Here is a 17,341-nt window from a genome sequence, read left to right as displayed (position 1 = left end):
CCTTTGGGTAAATACATGTCGTTTGATCTTTATGCACCGCACACTATAAAACAACAAACCCCTATGATGCAGCAGTATCTAAAAATAAAATCAGAGCATCGCGATATTTTATTGTTTTATCGTATGGGGGATTTTTATGAACTCTTTTTTGACGACGCTAAACGCGCGGCCCAACTACTCGATATTTCGCAAACGCATCGCGGTAAAGCCGGCGGCGATCCTATCCCTATGGCGGGTGTCCCTTATCATGCAGTAGAAAACTATTTAGCTCGTTTAGTGCAAATGGGCGAATCGGTTGCTATATGTGAGCAAGTTGGCGATCCTGCAACCAGTAAAGGGCCAGTAGAGCGCAAAGTCGTACGTATCGTTACACCGGGTACTATTTCAGATGAAGCGCTATTGCAAGAACGCCAAGATAACTTACTCACTAGCGTATGGCAAAATAAAAAAGGGCTATACGGTATTGCCTACCTTGATATAAATTCAGGGCGTTTCAACGTAGTTGAAGTTAACACCGACGAAGCATTTACTTCAACCCTACAGCGCTTAGCACCCGCTGAGCTTTTATACTGTGAAAGCTTTGAAAACACACACTTAATTGAGCATATAAAAGGGGCACGGCGACGCCCTGAGTGGGAGTTTGACCTAGACACCGCTCAACACTTACTGTGCGAGCAGTTTGGCACCAAAGATTTAGTTGGTTTTGGTGTAGATAAAGCGCATGCTGCTTTGGTCGCTGCGGGTTGTTTAATGCAATACGTAAAAGATACACAACGTATTGCGCTACCCCACATTCGCGCTATTACGCTTGAGCATAACGAGCACGCAGTTATATTAGATGCGGCAACACGCAAAAATTTAGAACTAACCGTTAATTTATCGGGCGGCTTTGAAAACACCTTAGCGCAGGTACTTGATAAAACCGCTACGGCCATGGGGTCGCGTTTACTTAAACGTCGCATCCATACACCTGTGCGTAATAAAAATGAGCTTAATTCACGTTTAAATGCCATTAGCGCTATTTTAGATGTGCAATTATATGGCGAGTTACACGACTCATTAAAAGAAATTGGTGATATAGAGCGCGTAATAGCACGACTTGCTTTATGCACTGCACGCCCGCGCGATTTAACCCGACTGCGCAGTGCCTTACAAGCACTCGCACCACTGCATGCTTTATTAAACGATGCTAATGATGAGCGTATCGCTAGCATTGTTCGCCATTCTCCAGAGCTACCTGAACTACAAGCTTTACTTGAGCGTGCTGTTATTGATAACCCACCAGTACTAATTCGCGATGGGGGCGTTATTGCACCAGGCTACAACAGCGAACTCGATGAATGGCGAAACTTGAGTAAAGGCGCTACCGATATACTTGAGCAACTAGAACTTAGAGAGCGAGAGCGCACCGGGATCAGCACATTAAAAATTGGCTATAACAAGGTGCATGGCTTTTTTATCGAGGTAAGTCGTGCAAATTCACACTTAGTACCTGCTGATTATATTCGCCGCCAAACGCTTAAAAATAATGAACGCTACATAATACCTGAACTAAAAGAGCACGAAGACAAAGTGCTTGGCAGCCAATCAAAAGCTCTTGCGCTTGAAAAACAATTATATGAAGAGCTATTTGAGTTTATAGCCCCGCATATTGAACAGCTTCAAATGATGGCTGGCGCATTAGCTGATTTAGATGTATTGAATAACTTAGCAGAGCGAGCACAAACGCTTAACTATGCTAAACCCCAGCTATGCGATGATGACAATATAAGTATTAAACAAGGTCGCCACCCCGTGGTAGAGCAAGTAATGAAAGAACCTTTTATTGCCAACCCTGTGGAGCTAAATAGCCAACGTAAAATGTTGATTATTACCGGTCCAAACATGGGTGGTAAATCAACCTATATGCGCCAAACAGCACTTATCGTATTGATGGCGCATATTGGCTGTTATGTCCCTGCTGATAGTGCAAAAATTGGTAATATTGACCGTATATTTACTCGCATTGGTGCAAGCGATGATTTAGCCTCTGGTCGCTCTACTTTCATGGTAGAAATGACCGAAACTGCCACAATTTTAAATAATGCAACTGCGCAATCTTTGGTATTAATGGATGAAATAGGCAGAGGCACCAGTACCTACGATGGCTTATCACTTGCTTATGCAACGGCTGATCATCTGGCACAAAAAATATCTGCTAAAACATTATTTGCTACGCACTACTTTGAATTAACGGAACTTGCCGAGCAAAAAACTGGGCTGGTGAATGTGCACTTAGATGCCATAGAGCACAACGACACCATTGCATTTATGCATACTGTGCTTGATGGTGCAGCAAGTAAAAGCTTTGGCTTACAGGTCGCAGCGCTTGCCGGCGTGCCTAAAGCCGTGATAATCCAAGCAAAGCAAAAGCTTAAACTGCTCGAAAACCACCAGAGTGTAACAGCGCCTAATGCTGAGCAGCAGGCGTTTTCATTTGCTAATGAGTTACCTGCGCCTGAGCCTTCAGAGGTTGAGGAGCAGCTCAGTGCCATTGACCCTGATAATCTATCGCCGCGTCAAGCACACGAACTTCTTTATAAATTAAAAGCACTACTTTGAATATAGGTAACTTGAGCGGTGGTTAAGAGGCTGATAACACAGTGAATAGTATTTATTGGGGGTCGTAAGACATAAAAAAAGCTGAAGGTTTTATCCTTCAGCTTTTAAACACATAGACAGTATAAAAGGGAGTTACGAGAACTGGTCAAACAAACTTTCTGTGCTTAACCCTTCTTGTTGTAAAATATCTTTTAAACGACGTAATGCTTCTACCTGAATTTGTCTTACGCGCTCTCGCGTTAAACCAATTTCACGGCCAACATCTTCAAGTGTTGATGGCTCATAGCCAAGTAAACCAAAGCGACGCGCTAATACTTCACGTTGTTTAGGGTTTAACTCACCTAACCAATCGACAATATGTTTGTTAATATCGTTGTTTTGAACTTCGCCCTCAGGGCCTGCGCTTTTTTCATCGGCAATAATGTCTAACAGTGCGCTGTCGTTCTCACCGCCAATTGGCATATCAACAGAGGCAATTTTTTCGTTTAAGCGTAGCATTTTAGTTACGTCTTCTACGGGTCTACCTAAACTTTCAGCAATTTCTTCAGCAGTTGGCTCATGGTCTAGCTTTTGTGTCAGCTCGCGTGCTGTACGCAAGTAAACATTTAATTCTTTAACTACATGTATTGGCAGGCGAATTGTGCGCGTTTGATTCATAATGGCGCGTTCAATTGTTTGGCGTATCCACCACGTTGCATAAGTCGAAAATCTAAAACCGCGCTCTGGGTCAAACTTTTCAACAGCGCGAATTAAACCTAGGTTACCTTCTTCAATTAAATCTAGAAGTGCTAATCCTCGGTTGTTATAACGGCGGGCAATTTTTACAACTAAACGTAGGTTACTTTCAATCATACGCTTGCGAGATGCTTCACATCCACGTAGCGATTTGCGGGCAAAAAAGACTTCTTCTTCAGCGCTAAGTAGGGGAGAAAAACCAATTTCTCCTAAATAAAGTTGGGTTGCATCAAGGTTTTTAGTTACTTCCTCTTTTGCAAATATCTCTTCTTCGTTATCAACCTCTTCAAGTAATGCTGCAGTTTCTTCTACTGCGGTGTCATCAAATTTTTCGTCGGTGGTGTTTTTGTCAAGTTTTGCTGCGTTAGCCATAAGCCTTCTCCCGAGCAATTATCAATACCTAAAAATTAGGGAAGGTATTTAGCAGGATTGACAGCTTGCCCACGGTAGCGAATTTCAAAACGAAGCGCAGTGACCGAAGATTCTGACTTGCCCATTTCTGCTATTTTTTGTCCTGCCTTAACTTTCTGCTTTTCTCTAACAAGTAGTTTCGAGTTATGTGCATAAGCACTTAGGTAATCATCATTATGTTTCAAAATGATTAAATTACCGTACCCTCGAAGCGCATTACCCGCATACACCACCGTTCCTTGTGCTGCGGCTAAAACTGAAGCCCCTGTACGGTTAGTAATCTGTAAACCCTTGTAACCGTTTTCCTTATTAGAAAAGCGTTTAGTCACTTTGCCCTTTGCAGGCCAAAACCACTTTACTTTACTGCTCGACGAAGGTTTAGCATTACTAACTATTTCATTGGCTTGTTTTCGAACATACTCTCGTTGTTTCGGCTGATCAAGATTTTTCTTTAATTTTTTGTTAGTTTTTTGTTTTATTTTAGTGGGTGTTATTTTTTGTTTAACGGGTGAATTGCTAGCAAGCGCATGGCTAGTGGTGGCTGCAAGCGAAACAACTTGCCCAGGATAAATAACGTAAGGTGATGGAATTGAATTGTTTTTTGCAAGCGACCTAAAATCTTGCCCTGCACTAAAGGCAATGGAATATAAAGTATCCCCCTTTTGTACTGTGTATTTATTTCCATTAATGTTAATGCCTTTTTGAAAATCATTAACATTAGTATTAAGGCTGCTAACAGGAGCAGGGATATGGCGAGATGAACACCCCGAAAGCAAAACAGCAATAAATACAACTACATATAATGCGTACTGACTTTTCAAGGTGTTTTGCTCCGAAATTTAAAAAGTACTACTTTTGCTAGTTAGCGTAATAAAAAGTAAGTAACCGCTATTAATATAACTAAACCCCAGCCAAGTACTTCAACATATTGACGTAATTTTTGCTCCATTTTAACCCCGCCCCACTTCATTAAAGCAGAAACTAAAAAGAAACGCGCACCACGGCCAACGGCAGACGCTATTAAAAATGGTAAAAATGCCATTTGTAATACCCCTGCACCAATAGTAAATACCTTATAAGGGATAGGTGAAAAGCCCGCTAAAAATACCACCCACACGCCATACTCTTTAAACCATGTAAGCGCTGTTTCAAACTTTTCTTGCCAGTGCATCTGCTCAATAAAGGGCTGTACAACAGGCTCAAATAACCAGTAACCTAAAAAGTAACCTACAATCCCCCCAAGTACTGAAGCAACTGTTGCAAAGCTTGCAAAGCGCCACGCTTTACTTGGCTGAGCAAGCGACATAGGGGCAAGCATTACATCCGGTGGTACCGGAAAAAAAACGGACTCAGCAAAGCTCATGGCTGCTAAATAGCGCTCAGCAAAGCGGTGTTTTGCCCACACTAGGGCCATATCGTATAACTTAGTAAACAATTTCAACGTGAATTCCTATTCAATATCACCAGGGACGAGAGGGACAAACCGTACTGGTGCAATAACATGCTCTGTGAAGCTATCGCCTTGGCGAATAATCATGGTTAATTTTTGTTCTTGCTCTCCAATGGGGGCAAGGAGTACACCGCCATCAGCTAGTTGTGCAAGTAAGTCTTGGGGCACTTTTGATGCGGCCGCGGTAACTATAATACCATTAAACGGGGCCTGTGATTGCCAGCCTTGCCAGCCATCTGCGTGTTTCATGGTTACATTGTATAAATCAAGTTGCTGTAAACGGCGTTTAGCCTGCCATTGCAGTGCTTTTATACGCTCGACCGAATACACCTTATTAAAACATTTGGCTAACACTGCGGTTTGATAACCAGAGCCTGTGCCAATTTCTAACACTTTGTCGCGTACGCCAGCCAAATGAAGCAGCTCGGTCATACGCGCCACAATATAAGGCTGCGAAATAGTTTGCCCTTGCCCTATTGGCAACGCCGTGTTTTCGTACGCCTTGTGTTTTAGTACATCATCAATAAAGGCATGACGAGGTATATCTGCAATGGCTTTTAATACCTGTTTGTCTTCTACCCCTTCTTGCTCTAATAGCTTAGAAAGCGCAATAGCACTGCGCGAGTAATTAGCCAGCACGGTTTATCTCCATTTCAGCTAACCACTGCCCAACCGCTTCAATACTTTCTTTTGCTGTCATATCAACACTTAACGGTGTAACTGAAGCATAGCCATTATTAACAGCGTAAAAATCAGTGCCCTCACCGGCATCGCTTTCAATACCAAGCGAGCCATACCAAAAAATATCACGCCCCCATGGGTCCGTTTGTTTGGTCATGGTTTCGGCTTTATGTCGAGCACCTAAACGCGTAACTTGCACCCCTTTTAGCTCAGTTAGAGGAATATCGGGTACATTTACGTTGATAATTTGATCTTTAGGCAGGGGGTGCGATGCCAGCCCTTTAATTATATTAACGGTCACAGCTGCTGCGGTTTCAAAGTGCTCACCATGGTGCGAGCAAAGCGACACGGCAATAGCAGGCAAGCCTAAATGGCGCCCTTCGGTCGCCGCAGCCACAGTGCCTGAATACAATGTATCATCGCCCAAATTAGCGCCGTGGTTAATACCTGCTACGACTAAATCAGGCGTTTCATCAACTAACTGATTAACCCCTAAATGAACACAATCAGTAGGCGTGCCATTAACCGATATAAAGCCGTTTTCAAGCGTGGTAGAGCGCAGTGGGTTTATTAACGTTAACGAGTTACTGGCACCACTACAGTTACGATCAGGGGCTACAAGGGTTACATCGGCAATTTGCGTAAGAGCCTGGTATAAAACAGCAATCCCTTTAGCGTTTACACCGTCGTCGTTACTTAGCAGTATCTTCATTTTGACTATCCTTTTCTTTTCGCTCATTAGGGCTTGCATCGGTGTAATCCACCAGCTCACGTAAAAGTGCGGTAGCAAAACACCCTTTAGGCAATCCAAAGCTTAGTTTTAAAGTCGTTTCGTCTAGTGTTTCTATGGTTAAATCTTGCGGAATGAGGCGCAGCATACGGCGCTCATTTTTAAGGCCTAATTCGCCTAAGCCCTCACACCATGCTTGGTATGGTTTTAGCCATATTTTTTCTTGATCAGTTAAGCCCTTTTCGCTTTTACCAACCATAGGAGCCGACATCATAATATCGCCAGAGGCTAAACGTGCTATGTTTTCATCGCTTATTGCATCTTCAAAAAATGCGTTACTACCGCTTAGCATAAATACTTCACGGTGCATGGTTTTAGCTAACCCATGCTCATTAACACGTAAGCTCACTATTTGATTAAATACATGTGAACGGGCAGCGGAGATAATAATACCGCGCAGTTTTTTATCGCGAATGCGCTCGCCGGCAAACATTTTTTCGGCCATAACTAAATTATGCCCATCGCGGCCAAAGCGCTGCTCGCCAAAGTAGTTAGGCACACCCGCACGCACGGCATTAATGCGGCATAAAATATCAAGCGGCTGGGTTACATTACGAAGCGTAATAGTGAATCGGTTTCCTTTGTGGCAACCGGTGCGTAATTTACGTTCGTGGCGCTGTTGCGAAACCACAAAAATGCTGTCGCTATTGAGTTCACTAAAATCAATATGCTTTTTAATGGGTACTTTTACGCTAAACCATTGGCTACACACGCCGTGACGGTCTTTCATGCCAGCATAGCTTACTTCGCGCGGTGACACTCCAGCCTTTTGTGCAATTAACTTGGCCACGTATTGCGTGTTTTCACCTTTTTTAACAACCTGTAAGCATACATGCTCACCACTGCCGGTAAATTCTATGCCGAGGTCTTCATCAACCATAAAATCTTCAGCAACGGTTTTAAAGTCTGCTTTTGAAAGCGGTGCACCGTATAGGTAATTTAAATCGCTCATGCGTTTGCTGTACTCTCAGGCGCTTTGCTCATAATAACCACCGCATGGCTAGAAATACCTTCTTTACGCCCTTCAAAGCCGAGCTTTTCGGTGGTGGTCGCTTTAACATTGATTTGTGAAAGCTCGCAATTTAAATCGCTGGCTAAATTAGAGCGCATAGCGTGGATGTGTGGCAACATTTTAGGAGCCTGCGCCACAATAGTGACATCGCCATTGCCCAGTACATAACCTTGCTCTTTGGCAAGGCTAACAACATGGCGAAGTAAAATACGGCTATCTATATTTTCATACTCGCTCGCCGTGTCCGGAAAATGCTTACCAATATCGCCCATTGCCAACGCGCCTAAAATAGCATCGCATAATGCATGAATAGCAACATCGCCATCTGAGTGTGCTAAAAAGCCCTGCGGGTAATCTATTTTTTCGCCGCAAATTGTTATTGGGCCTTCGCCACCAAATTTGTGTACGTCAAAACCATGGCCAATTCGAATCATAATGCTTGCTCGTTTTGTTGTTTGTTTAATAAAAACCCCGCTAGGTCTAAATCCTCCGGCGTGGTTATTTTAATATTGTCGCTGCGCCCTGCAATTAGCTTAACGGGTTTATTTGCCCACTCAATGGCACTGGCTTCATCGGTAATAGTCACGCCTTCACAAAGCGCGCGTTGCAACGCATTTTTAAGCTCGTCATATTTAAAAAACTGCGGCGTAAGCGCTTGCCATAAATCATCACGAGGCACGGTCTGCTCGCTATGCGTGTTACCACGCTTTATGGTATCTTTTACTTTGCTTGCTAAAATACCGCCTTCGTCGGCGGCTATACAATGCGCTATTAAGGTTTCAATATCGTTAATAGTGACTAAGGGGCGGGCCGCGTCGTGCACCAGCACCCATTCAGGAGGGTTATTTTCTAAAAATAATAAGCTATTAAGCACTGAGTCTGCTCGCTCTTGCCCGCCGTTGGCGCGTAAAATTCGCGAGTCTATGTGCGCAAGCGAGTCAAAATAAGGGTCGGTTTGACTAACGGCTACAACTATTTGGCTTAAGCTTTGTAATTGCGAAAGCTTAAAGAGCGTATGCTCTAAAATAGTTTTTCCTGCCAATTTAATATACTGCTTAGGTGCACTGTGCTGCATTCTGCTGCCTACGCCGGCAGCGGGTACAATGGCAGCTATTGAATTATTATTTTTCATGTTGTTTGCCCGGTAAAACACGTATAAATGTTTCATCCGGTTTAATCATTCCTAATTCGTTACGAGCGCGCTCTTCTATGCCTTCTTGACCAAGCTTTAAATCTTCTATGTCGGCGGTAAGTACTTTATTGCGCTTAATTAGTTTTTCATTAGTTTGTTGATGAGAAGCCACGGCTGCTTTTAAACGCGTATAGTCTTGCACACCGTTATGACCAAACCAAAGTCGGTATTGTATAAACAGTGCTAAGCACAACAGGCCAAGCTGAAAAAACCGCATTTAACACTCCCTATTCGTTTTTAAATAAAATTAGGCTCGTGGGCGTTTTATATTACGCCAATTAATATTACCCGCTAATAGCATTTCTCTAAGTGAAAGCAACCTAGGTGCGCAGCGTTTTGAAAATTGCCACTGATGCCCGCAACACGCCGCTGTTAAACTCATTTTACTGGGTTTTACCAACTGCGCATTTGCTTGCTCTAGGCCCTTGCCAAAAAAATCAAACCAGCCTAGTTCATTACAGTGCAGTTTATTGTCGCTTACTTGATCTATGCTGTCTATTCTAAGCCTCACTTGGTCATGGCTATTTATTAACACCGGCACTATTAGCCCCACTTGGGCATATTTTTTATAAAAAAGTTCATTTGCCTGAGCGTTAACCTCTGGCGGTGTTGGCTTTTGTTTTTCAAGCCAAGAGCCATTTTGTGAGTCGAGCGTAAACGGCGAACTCCCATTGGCAACCAAAGTGGCCGCCCGTTCTATATAATACGGTAAGCTTTTTAATTGGCGGCGTAGTTTATCGGCATTAGGCTCAGCAACTAAGCGCTGTACCTCTCGCTGATAAAACGCATTGCACAATTGTGCATACAGCACTTTTTGCGCATCACTTTGCCATATTTCTTGCTGCTGAGCTGCAAGTGGCTGACTCTTCGCTACCAATAGTTATACTCAAAAACAATTAGGTAGCTGTTTTATAGCACAATAGCGGCTATTTTTTAAGCGCACTTGGCAATTTAAGCACTTGGCTTTTCACCTAATTTAGCAATGCCGCTTTCTAAAAATTGCACCACGGTATTACGCTTTTTACCAATTAATAAACTGCCATCAGCTAAAAACATAAAGTTTTGCCAATTACGTTTAAATACATCAAAGGTGGTTTCTATAACGTTATCGCGTGCCATACAAAAATAAACAGTGGTATTAGCCTGCCAATCTAAATGATCCAAAATGGCTTGTGGTAAGCTTTCGTCGCCATTTTCCCACGCATCTTCCCAATTTACTTCATCGCTAAAGCTTTCTTCTTTACCGCACCAATCAGTTTTATCAAAAAAATCGGGGTGGTCGAACTCGCGGCTCACCATAGTGCTCCAAAGCACCGCAGCACGTTCGCTGGTCATTGGCTTAATACGCGCAGCGTCTTCTTCAGATACAGGGAGGTCTTTATGACGAAAAACCCAGGCTTTTTTGTGATCATCGAGCGAAATATAATTCATAATGTTGGTGTATTCTTTGGCATAATAAAAAGCAAACGCAATTATACAAGAGATCAAAACATGACTACAGCAATAAAACCGCTTTCCCTCAAACCAGGCATATATCAACACTACAAAGGCCCACAATACAAAGTATTATACGTAGCAACACACAGTGAAACCGACGAGCAACTAGTTATATACCAAGCCCTGTATGGCGAGTACGGCATGTGGGCACGCCCACTAAGTATGTTTTTAGAAACCGTTGAAAAAGATGGACATACTATTCCACGCTTTGCCTACCTTGGAGCTGCAGATTAACTATGGCATTATAATCACATACAACACTGATCAGACCAGGCAAGGGGAACCCGTGCAATTTAATTCTACCGACAACTACATCGCTAGCAGCTCGCTTAAACAGGCTGTAAATGCCGCTATTATGCTTGAAAAGCCCTTATTAATTAAAGGTGAGCCAGGTACAGGTAAAACCATGCTGGCTGAAGAGCTTGCTAAAAGCTTAGATACCGAGCTTATTCAGTGGCACATTAAATCAACCACCAAAGCACAACAGGGCTTGTACGAATACGACGCGGTATCGCGCCTACGCGACAGCCAATTAGGTGATGAGCGCGTACATAACATTGGCAACTACATTGTTAAAGGTAAGCTGTGGCAAGCGTTTAACTACGCTGAACTTAACGGCAAACGCCCAGTGCTTTTAATCGACGAAATAGACAAAGCCGACATCGAGTTCCCAAACGACTTACTGCTCGAACTTGATAAAATGGAGTTTCACGTTTACGAAACTAACGAGCGCATTGTAGCGAAAGAACGCCCTATTGTGATCATCACATCAAACAATGAAAAAGAACTACCAGATGCCTTTTTACGCCGCTGCTTTTTTCACTATATTGATTTTCCAAGCAGCGAAGAAATGCAGCAAATCGTTGATGTGCACTACCCTAACGTTAAACAAGATTTAGTACGCCAAGCACTCGAAGTATTTTTTAACTTACGTGAAGCCAACGGTCTTAAAAAGAAACCTTCCACCAGCGAATTGCTGGATTGGTTAAAGCTTTTAATGGCCGAAGATATAGACGCTAAAACACTGCACGATAAAGCGCAAAAAGGCGGCTTAATGCCGATGTTTGGCGCACTGCTTAAAAATGAGCAAGACATAAGCCTCATCGAAAAACTCGCGTTTATGAGCCGTCGCTAACATGTTAGTACAGTTTTTTTTCACGCTGCGCAAATACCGCTTACCGGTAAGCCTGCGCGAGCTACTCGATTTAATAAACGCCTTAAAAAAAGGCGTTATATTTGCCGATGTAGATGGCTTTTACCATTTAGCGCGCACCATAATGGTAAAAGACGAAACCCATTTTGACCGGTTCGACAAAGCCTTTAGCGATTATTTTAGCGGTATTGCCGACCTTGATTTGCTCGAAAGTTTAAAACAACAGCACAGCTTACCTAAAGACTGGTTGCGCAAAGAGTTTGAAAAACACCTAAGCGATGAAGAAAAAGCCCAGCTAAAAGCCATGGGTGGGCTCGACGAGCTAATGAAAACCCTAAAAGAGCGTTTAGAAGAGCAACAAAAACGCCACGCAGGCGGCAATAAATGGGTGGGCACTGGTGGTACATCACCTTTTGGTGCATACGGCTATAACCCAGAAGGCGTGCGTATAGGGCAAGAGGGTAACCGTAATCGCCAAGCGGTAAAAGTGTGGGATAAGCGCGAATACCGCAATTTAGACTCTGATCGCGAAATAGGCTCTCGTACTATTAAACTCGCCCTTAAAAAATTACGTAAATTTGCCCGCACAGGCGCAAGTGACACCCTTGATTTAAACGAGACCATTCGCGCTACCGCCAAACAAGGCGGCATGCTGGATGTAAGAATGGCGCCCGAGCGCCACAATGCCGTTAAAGTATTAATGCTGTTTGATATTGGCGGCTCAATGGATGACTACATTCATACCTGCGAAGAGCTATTTAGCGCAGCCCACAGCGAGTTTAAACATTTAGAGTTTTACTACTTTCATAACTGCTTGTACGAACACGTGTGGCAAGATAACTCGCGCCGCCATTCAAACATTATCGACACCATGACGCTGATTAATAAATTTACCAGCGACTACAAAGTTATATTTGTAGGTGATGCCACTATGGGTCCTTACGAAATAGCCTACCCTGGCGGCTCGGTAGAACATTACAACGAAGAGCCCGGCAGTGCATGGCTGCAACGAATTACCAATCACTTCGATAAAGTCGCCTGGCTCAACCCACAACCTGTTGAACACTGGCCTTACTATCAATCGATTGATTTTATAAAGCAGCTGATGGATAACAGAATGTACCCGCTGAGTTTAGATGGAATAAGTAACGCGATAAAAGAGCTGAGTTAGATATTAATTTACGAAGGCTCAGAACTAGCAGCGGAGCTTCAGGCGTGAACCTATAACGTTGTTGGGTGGCGCCTTTGGCTTAACCAACCTACCTTTAGACGTAGGTCGGATAAGTGGCGAAGCCACGCCATCCGACAAAAATGATGTATTAACTAGAAACAACCCGACTTACCCTGTTATTTATAGGTAGGGTCAGAATTAATTAAACAAACAGAATTCGAGATTAACTTTTCCTTTAGCTCGTAATTATCATTCTTAATTTCTGTCAGCTCTCCCAAAACACTTTTATTTGTTTTATTTATGGTTGAATATAGCTTATCCGGTATATTTAAATCCGATTTGATTGACAGTATAGATAGAAAAATCGATACGAGCGTAGATAAAATAGCTATCCATATCGCAAATAAAGCTTTCCTATTCGCATCTTTTGCTGATTCCCTAGCTTCATTAAGCTCTACATACTCTAAAAATCTAAAGTGATCTTCTGCGCTTGCAAATAATTTAATATCCGACCCAGGTCTAGCTACCGAACTATAGAATGATGAGTGTGAGTGAAACAAAAGTGATTTATCATGAATTAACCGTTTTAACTGCTCCTGCTCTTTTTCATTTAGCTGGACAGCTTTACATAGTTGCTGAAAAGTAAACTCTTCTTGTAGTATTGCCCACTTTAGCACACGTATTATAAAGTTAGTGTTATCCATTTTAGTCCCTTAGAATGATAGAAAAAGAGCAGCTAGGGGCCTACAACTCAGCTATATGATTCAATGTTTCAGGATGTCGCTGCACAAGCTTTAACAAGGTAATTGCTTGCCCATTCGGTGCACTTCGCCCTTGCTCCCAGTTTTCGAGTGTTCTTGCTGATGTATGTAGAATGTTTGCAAATACACCGCGCGACATATTAAATGTTTCTCGAATATTTACTATTTCATCGGGTGAAATAGCAAGATCGTTAATATCATTTACCGCATGAGTACGTAACGTAAGCTTTCCTTGTGAATGCGCTTTAGCATCATCAAGTGCTGTCGTTAATTCTGAAAATAAATCACGTTTGCTCATTGCGCCATACCTCTAAGAATTCTTTTAATTGCTTTTTCTGATCTGCTGTTAAATCGGTTACTTCGTTTTTACTGTAAATAGTGAGTAGATAAAAACGTCTTTTGTCGTCCAAGTAATAATATATAACTCTTGAACCGCCACGCTTACCTTTTCCTTTGCTCGCAACTCGAACTTTACGTAAGCCGCCTGTTCCTTGAATCACATCGCCCTGTTTTGGGTTAACCATGAGGTCTGCTTGAAATAAACGATATTCGTCATCACTCAAGTACAGCTCTCGGTACTTTTCAAATATGCTTGATTCAACAAATAGGCTTTTCATACATAGAAGTATACGCAGATAGCGTACAAATTCAATTAAAGATTTTAAATGGGCGGCAGCTGGTATCTTTTGCTTTAGCTAAAGCACTTTACTCATAAACAAGCTATACGGATCTAGCTGATAATCACCGAACGGCTCGCACTCTTTAAAACCAAATTGAGTGTAAAGCTTTTGCGCAGGTAAAAATGCTTTTGCTGTTCCAGTTTCTAGACTTAACTTTTTATACCCTCGCAGTGTTGCTTGCTCAATAATATGCGTGAGTAACTTAGCGGCTATACCTTGGCGTAAATAACTGCTTGAGGTGCGCATTGATTTAATTTCGCCATGCGTTGTATTAAGCATTTTTAATGCGCCAACACCCGCCAAATTATTATCAATCCATAAGCTATAAAAGATTATATTGAGCTAAGTGAGTTTAGTTACATCCAGTGCATGTACGCTCTCAACAGGTGAGTGTTTTAGCATATCGTTATGATGCGCTTGTAATAGTTTTATAACCTCAGGGTTTGAAAGCTCACCTGTTTTAATTTTCATTTATAGCTCATTTTTTAGTGTATTAATATTTATTGTAAAGCGCTAATAACTTAACATTCAATTCATCATTATTAGAAGCTAAAACGCTACCTACTGATTTTGGGTTATCTAAATCCCCTACTTGCACCTCAAACGTTTTATTATCAAAGCTATCAATAAAAATATATCTTTCTTTTTGTTCATCAAAAAAGGATGCAAAATTATCTGTAATAGACATTTCAAATTTCATGTCACTTTCCTCATAAACACAAATTAATGCCTACACCTATGCTTAACTAACTTAAAAATATCATATTTATATAACTGGTTTATGCAGCTAGCTTCCAAACCACAAACGCAACAGCAAAACCAACCAAGTACACTAAGCCTAACCAGGTTAAGCTGCGCAATAGTACGCTGTGTTTAATGGCGGGCTCTGAGCGCACTAGGCTAAAGTTAAGCCATGCAAAAACGGGGGTAGTGACAAAAGCAAGTGTCATGGCAAAGGTAAGCATGGGGCCCAGGGCCGATTTAAAAAATAAAATAACGGCCATACCGGCAAAGGCCTGCAGTACTAACCAAATATTTAAACTGTGTTTAGATTGCTTAAAGCCAAGTAGTTTATGTGACTCGTTAAGCGTACGGGCGTAGCCATCAAGCACGGTGAGTGTAGTACCAAACATACATAAAAAAGCAATGGCTGATACAAGTGGCCTTGCCCACTCGCCAATAGTCAGTGCATACATATCAATAAGCTGTTTAGCAAAGGCAACACCGCCAAGCTCAATACTGCTGCTTTGCCCATATTGCACCAGCACACCTAAGCTAAAAAATACCAATGCTAAACAGGCTGTTAGCCAATAGCCTACGTTAAAATCGAATAAGCCTTGGCTTTTAGTAACCGTTTGCTGAGTTTGTTTTTCTTTAAGCCAAAGCGAACTAAGGGCTGATATTTCTATGGGTGCTGGCATCCAGCCCATTAACGCGACCATAAAGCTCAGCATAGCCAGCTCGTACGGAGACGGGCCAACATAATCAGCTGGCGCCATTGGGCCGTTACTAAACGCGATAACCAGTGCAATAACAGTAGCAAGCGTTAATAGTCCCATAATGCCTTTAGCAACGCTGTCGAGCGCTTTAAAGTGCCCAAGTAATAAAATAGCTAAACACACACCGAGCAATATCCAACACAGTAGCGTGACTTCTATCACTATTGGCAGTGCATAATGAAGCAAGCTTGCAGTCAGTAATAACACCCCTGCGGTATTAACTATGGCGGCCAGTATATTTAAGCCAATAAAACTATAAAAATAGACAGGGCCTTTATTTTTATAGCCTTCTACTAAACTGTTTTTGGTTGCTAAGGTGTATTCCATACCAAAGCGAAAAAACGGGTACTTTAATACGTTAACAACGAGAATTAGCCAAAACAGTTGCCAGCCAAATAGCGCGCCAGCTTGAGTAGATGCAACTAAGTGAGAGCCGCCAATTGCTGCGGTTGCCATTAAGATACCAGGGCCTAGTGCGCCCAATCGAGATTTCCAAGAGGTGTGTGTTTGCTGCATTAATTTCTCAAATTATGTGTATTATTCGCTCTGGTTATTAATTTTCATAATTAATAACACCGAAGGCTGCATAACTTACCTAAATTAAAGGCAATAAAAAAGAGCCGTAAGGCTCTTTTTTATAGTACTTTGGGACTAAATCTTATTTTAGTTCCATCTCTTGGATGATTTCGTGCGCTATTTCTGGCGTTGTGCTTACAGGCTTTTCGTGTAAATTTGCTTTTATTTGCCCTTTTCGATGTTTTAGTGCTGCATCGAGTTTTTTAGCTGCGCTTGCAATCGCCGGGTACATAACTTCGTTTTCCCCTTTTACCGATATACGCGCACCTTCGTAATTTGTGCTAATTTCTGCTTGGATTTTGTGATGCTCTTTAGACAATATAATGTCGAGTGCGATAAGTGATGGAAAGTGGCTCTCGATTTTTGAAAACTTTTCGTTGATATGCTCTCTAATAGAGTTAGTAACGTCTACATGGTGACCAGAAAGATTAATTTTCATAGGGTATCCTTTTATTTGTTACCTCATAAATAGTATTGGGGGCTATTTAGATTAACACAAGGAAAAAGCACTGATTTTTGAAATTAATTTGTTACTTAAACTGATTTAAATTATAAGTTGTGCAAAGTTTATGCAAAGCCCATAAACTATGGGCTTTCAGACGTCTAGCCTTTAGCGTTTAGTCTGTGTACGAACAGCAATAGTCAGCAAAATCACTCACTTTTACTTTAAAGCTAACATTGGCATCAACATTAAATGATTCGCCTGCGATAAATGTTTTCCACTGCGTTTCGCCAGGTAATAAAATGTCCCACTGGCCGCCTAATAGCTCCATGAGTTCTTTTTTACTGGTATCAAATACAAATTCACCTGGTTGCATAAAACCTAGCGTTTTGGTTGTGCCATCGTTAAATACCACGGTACGGCTTGATACTTTACCGTCAAAATACACGTTCGCTTTTTTAATTACGCTTACATTTTCAAACTGAGACATTTTAGCTCCTGCTATTAATTTAAGATTTTTGTTTATAAATTTTATCGCACTACCTTGCCTGATAGAAAAATGCCTTGCAAGGAAAGCGCTGTGAAAATTACTCATCAAGAAGCAAAAGTTTAAAATAAAAATATTATGGCGGAAATAGACTTTGGGCAAAGGGTTATGAACCTCTAACAGAGCTTTTAGTAATCTATACA

Annotated in this window: 22 protein-coding genes and 1 pseudogene; 4 read left to right on the top strand and 19 right to left on the bottom strand. The window is 41.9% G+C overall.

Annotated elements, in window-relative coordinates; translation table 11 throughout:
• Nucleotides 1-15 precede the first annotated feature (15 nt).
• The gene (gene mutS / locus NQT65_RS11160) at nt 16-2,601 is read left to right on the top strand and encodes a DNA mismatch repair protein MutS (RefSeq protein ID WP_256851206.1); all 2,586 of its coding nucleotides are present in this window, start codon (nt 16-18) and stop codon (nt 2,599-2,601) included.
• A gap of 132 nt (nt 2,602-2,733) precedes the next feature.
• Here mutS and rpoS read toward each other — a convergent pair whose 3' ends face one another.
• The 11 genes from rpoS to NQT65_RS11105 form a co-directional block, all read right to left on the bottom strand.
• Entirely contained in the window at nt 2,734-3,708 is a 975-nt protein-coding gene (gene rpoS, locus NQT65_RS11155) for an RNA polymerase sigma factor RpoS (RefSeq protein WP_024033114.1), read from the bottom strand.
• Nucleotides 3,709-3,743: 35 nt separating this feature from the next.
• On the bottom strand, nt 3,744-4,568 hold the full coding sequence (locus tag NQT65_RS11150; protein ID WP_256851205.1) for a peptidoglycan DD-metalloendopeptidase family protein: 825 nt from the start codon (nt 4,566-4,568) through the stop codon (nt 3,744-3,746).
• A gap of 41 nt (nt 4,569-4,609) precedes the next feature.
• Complete coding sequence (locus NQT65_RS11145; protein WP_126007964.1) at nt 4,610-5,188, bottom strand: YqaA family protein; 579 nt, start codon at nt 5,186-5,188, stop codon at nt 4,610-4,612.
• Nucleotides 5,189-5,197: 9 nt separating this feature from the next.
• Nucleotides 5,198-5,836 (bottom strand): protein-L-isoaspartate(D-aspartate) O-methyltransferase, encoded by a 639-nt coding sequence (locus tag NQT65_RS11140; protein ID WP_256851204.1) that lies wholly within the window; start codon nt 5,834-5,836, stop codon nt 5,198-5,200.
• Entirely contained in the window at nt 5,826-6,590 is a 765-nt protein-coding gene (gene surE, locus NQT65_RS11135) for a 5'/3'-nucleotidase SurE (RefSeq protein ID WP_054982722.1), read from the bottom strand. Before surE ends, NQT65_RS11140 begins: the two co-directional genes overlap by 11 nt.
• Nucleotides 6,571-7,620: a tRNA pseudouridine(13) synthase TruD gene (gene truD / locus NQT65_RS11130; protein ID WP_256851203.1), complete on the bottom strand. Its 1,050-nt coding sequence runs from the start codon at nt 7,618-7,620 to the stop codon at nt 6,571-6,573. Before truD ends, surE begins: the two co-directional genes overlap by 20 nt.
• On the bottom strand, nt 7,617-8,114 hold the full coding sequence (gene ispF, locus NQT65_RS11125) for a 2-C-methyl-D-erythritol 2,4-cyclodiphosphate synthase (RefSeq protein WP_256851202.1): 498 nt from the start codon (nt 8,112-8,114) through the stop codon (nt 7,617-7,619). The genes truD and ispF overlap by 4 nt, the downstream gene beginning before the upstream one ends.
• On the bottom strand, nt 8,111-8,812 hold the full coding sequence (gene ispD / locus NQT65_RS11120; RefSeq protein ID WP_256851201.1) for a 2-C-methyl-D-erythritol 4-phosphate cytidylyltransferase: 702 nt from the start codon (nt 8,810-8,812) through the stop codon (nt 8,111-8,113). The genes ispF and ispD overlap by 4 nt, the downstream gene beginning before the upstream one ends.
• Nucleotides 8,802-9,089: a cell division protein FtsB gene (ftsB, locus tag NQT65_RS11115; RefSeq protein WP_004586182.1), complete on the bottom strand. Its 288-nt coding sequence runs from the start codon at nt 9,087-9,089 to the stop codon at nt 8,802-8,804. The genes ispD and ftsB overlap by 11 nt, the downstream gene beginning before the upstream one ends.
• 30 nt (nt 9,090-9,119) lie before the next feature.
• Entirely contained in the window at nt 9,120-9,749 is a 630-nt protein-coding gene (locus NQT65_RS11110) for a hypothetical protein (RefSeq protein WP_024033119.1), read from the bottom strand.
• Between the two features lie 74 nt (nt 9,750-9,823).
• On the bottom strand, nt 9,824-10,303 hold the full coding sequence (locus NQT65_RS11105) for a DUF2947 domain-containing protein (protein ID WP_024033120.1): 480 nt from the start codon (nt 10,301-10,303) through the stop codon (nt 9,824-9,826).
• Between the two features lie 60 nt (nt 10,304-10,363).
• On the opposite strand from NQT65_RS11105, the gene NQT65_RS11100 reads away from it, so the two are divergent.
• From NQT65_RS11100 to NQT65_RS11090, 3 genes are read left to right on the top strand one after another with little or no spacing between them, the layout of a single operon-like run.
• The gene (locus NQT65_RS11100; RefSeq protein WP_256851200.1) at nt 10,364-10,603 is read left to right on the top strand and encodes a DUF1653 domain-containing protein; all 240 of its coding nucleotides are present in this window, start codon (nt 10,364-10,366) and stop codon (nt 10,601-10,603) included.
• A gap of 52 nt (nt 10,604-10,655) precedes the next feature.
• Nucleotides 10,656-11,504 carry an AAA family ATPase gene (locus NQT65_RS11095; RefSeq protein WP_004586178.1) on the top strand — a complete coding sequence of 283 codons (849 nt, stop codon included), beginning with the start codon at nt 10,656-10,658 and terminating at the stop codon, nt 11,502-11,504.
• Nucleotide 11,505: 1 nt separating this feature from the next.
• Complete coding sequence (locus tag NQT65_RS11090; protein ID WP_256851199.1) at nt 11,506-12,693, top strand: vWA domain-containing protein; 1,188 nt, start codon at nt 11,506-11,508, stop codon at nt 12,691-12,693.
• 176 nt (nt 12,694-12,869) lie between these two features.
• On the opposite strand, the gene NQT65_RS11085 is transcribed toward NQT65_RS11090, so the two are convergent.
• From NQT65_RS11085 to ppnP, 8 genes and pseudogenes are all read right to left on the bottom strand, one after another.
• The gene (locus NQT65_RS11085) at nt 12,870-13,397 is read right to left on the bottom strand and encodes a hypothetical protein (RefSeq protein WP_256851198.1); all 528 of its coding nucleotides are present in this window, start codon (nt 13,395-13,397) and stop codon (nt 12,870-12,872) included.
• Nucleotides 13,398-13,437: 40 nt separating this feature from the next.
• A complete protein-coding gene (locus NQT65_RS11080) occupies nt 13,438-13,752 on the bottom strand; it encodes a helix-turn-helix domain-containing protein (protein WP_004586175.1) in 315 nt (104 codons plus the stop codon).
• The gene (locus NQT65_RS11075; RefSeq protein ID WP_054982728.1) at nt 13,739-14,071 is read right to left on the bottom strand and encodes a type II toxin-antitoxin system RelE/ParE family toxin; all 333 of its coding nucleotides are present in this window, start codon (nt 14,069-14,071) and stop codon (nt 13,739-13,741) included. The genes NQT65_RS11080 and NQT65_RS11075 overlap by 14 nt, the downstream gene beginning before the upstream one ends.
• Nucleotides 14,072-14,149: 78 nt before the next feature.
• A pseudogene (locus tag NQT65_RS11070) lies at nt 14,150-14,605 on the bottom strand (GNAT family N-acetyltransferase).
• A 22-nt stretch (nt 14,606-14,627) separates the two neighbouring features.
• The gene (locus NQT65_RS11065; protein WP_126007979.1) at nt 14,628-14,834 is read right to left on the bottom strand and encodes a hypothetical protein; all 207 of its coding nucleotides are present in this window, start codon (nt 14,832-14,834) and stop codon (nt 14,628-14,630) included.
• A gap of 79 nt (nt 14,835-14,913) precedes the next feature.
• Nucleotides 14,914-16,149, bottom strand: a complete 1,236-nt coding sequence (locus tag NQT65_RS11060; RefSeq protein ID WP_054982730.1) for an NRAMP family divalent metal transporter — start codon at nt 16,147-16,149, stop codon at nt 14,914-14,916.
• A 142-nt stretch (nt 16,150-16,291) separates the two neighbouring features.
• Entirely contained in the window at nt 16,292-16,648 is a 357-nt protein-coding gene (gene hpf / locus NQT65_RS11055; RefSeq protein WP_024033129.1) for a ribosome hibernation-promoting factor, HPF/YfiA family, read from the bottom strand.
• 178 nt (nt 16,649-16,826) lie between these two features.
• The gene (gene ppnP / locus NQT65_RS11050) at nt 16,827-17,141 is read right to left on the bottom strand and encodes a pyrimidine/purine nucleoside phosphorylase (RefSeq protein WP_024033130.1); all 315 of its coding nucleotides are present in this window, start codon (nt 17,139-17,141) and stop codon (nt 16,827-16,829) included.
• Between the last annotated feature and the right edge of the window lie 200 nt (nt 17,142-17,341).

Source organism: Pseudoalteromonas agarivorans (genome assembly GCF_024518735.1).
Taxonomy (GTDB): Bacteria; Pseudomonadota; Gammaproteobacteria; order Enterobacterales; family Alteromonadaceae; genus Pseudoalteromonas; species Pseudoalteromonas atlantica.
Note: the sequence above shows the minus strand (reverse complement) of the source record. Positions and strands in the feature narration are given on the sequence as shown.

Bases quoted from the DNA above. Each gene is read 5' to 3' on its own strand.
- NQT65_RS11105 (WP_024033120.1), bottom strand. From the start codon at position 10,303: ATGAATTATATTTCGCTCGATGATCACAAAAAAGCCTGGGTTTTTCGT.
- hpf (WP_024033129.1), bottom strand. From the start codon at position 16,648: ATGAAAATTAATCTTTCTGGTCACCATGTAGACGTTACTAACTCTATT.
- NQT65_RS11080 (WP_004586175.1), bottom strand. From the start codon at position 13,752: ATGAGCAAACGTGATTTATTTTCAGAATTAACGACAGCACTTGATGAT.
- ftsB (WP_004586182.1), bottom strand. From the start codon at position 9,089: ATGCGGTTTTTTCAGCTTGGCCTGTTGTGCTTAGCACTGTTTATACAA.
- NQT65_RS11060 (WP_054982730.1), bottom strand. From the start codon at position 16,149: ATGCAGCAAACACACACCTCTTGGAAATCTCGATTGGGCGCACTAGGC.
- rpoS (WP_024033114.1), bottom strand. From the start codon at position 3,708: ATGGCTAACGCAGCAAAACTTGACAAAAACACCACCGACGAAAAATTT.
- NQT65_RS11090 (WP_256851199.1), top strand. From the start codon at position 11,506: ATGTTAGTACAGTTTTTTTTCACGCTGCGCAAATACCGCTTACCGGTA.
- ispF (WP_256851202.1), bottom strand. From the start codon at position 8,114: ATGATTCGAATTGGCCATGGTTTTGACGTACACAAATTTGGTGGCGAA.
- NQT65_RS11065 (WP_126007979.1), bottom strand. From the start codon at position 14,834: ATGAAATTTGAAATGTCTATTACAGATAATTTTGCATCCTTTTTTGAT.
- NQT65_RS11100 (WP_256851200.1), top strand. From the start codon at position 10,364: ATGACTACAGCAATAAAACCGCTTTCCCTCAAACCAGGCATATATCAA.
- NQT65_RS11085 (WP_256851198.1), bottom strand. From the start codon at position 13,397: ATGGATAACACTAACTTTATAATACGTGTGCTAAAGTGGGCAATACTA.
- mutS (WP_256851206.1), top strand. From the start codon at position 16: ATGTCGTTTGATCTTTATGCACCGCACACTATAAAACAACAAACCCCT.
- ispD (WP_256851201.1), bottom strand. From the start codon at position 8,812: ATGAAAAATAATAATTCAATAGCTGCCATTGTACCCGCTGCCGGCGTA.
- truD (WP_256851203.1), bottom strand. From the start codon at position 7,620: ATGAGCGATTTAAATTACCTATACGGTGCACCGCTTTCAAAAGCAGAC.
- NQT65_RS11075 (WP_054982728.1), bottom strand. From the start codon at position 14,071: ATGAAAAGCCTATTTGTTGAATCAAGCATATTTGAAAAGTACCGAGAG.
- surE (WP_054982722.1), bottom strand. From the start codon at position 6,590: ATGAAGATACTGCTAAGTAACGACGACGGTGTAAACGCTAAAGGGATT.
- ppnP (WP_024033130.1), bottom strand. From the start codon at position 17,141: ATGTCTCAGTTTGAAAATGTAAGCGTAATTAAAAAAGCGAACGTGTAT.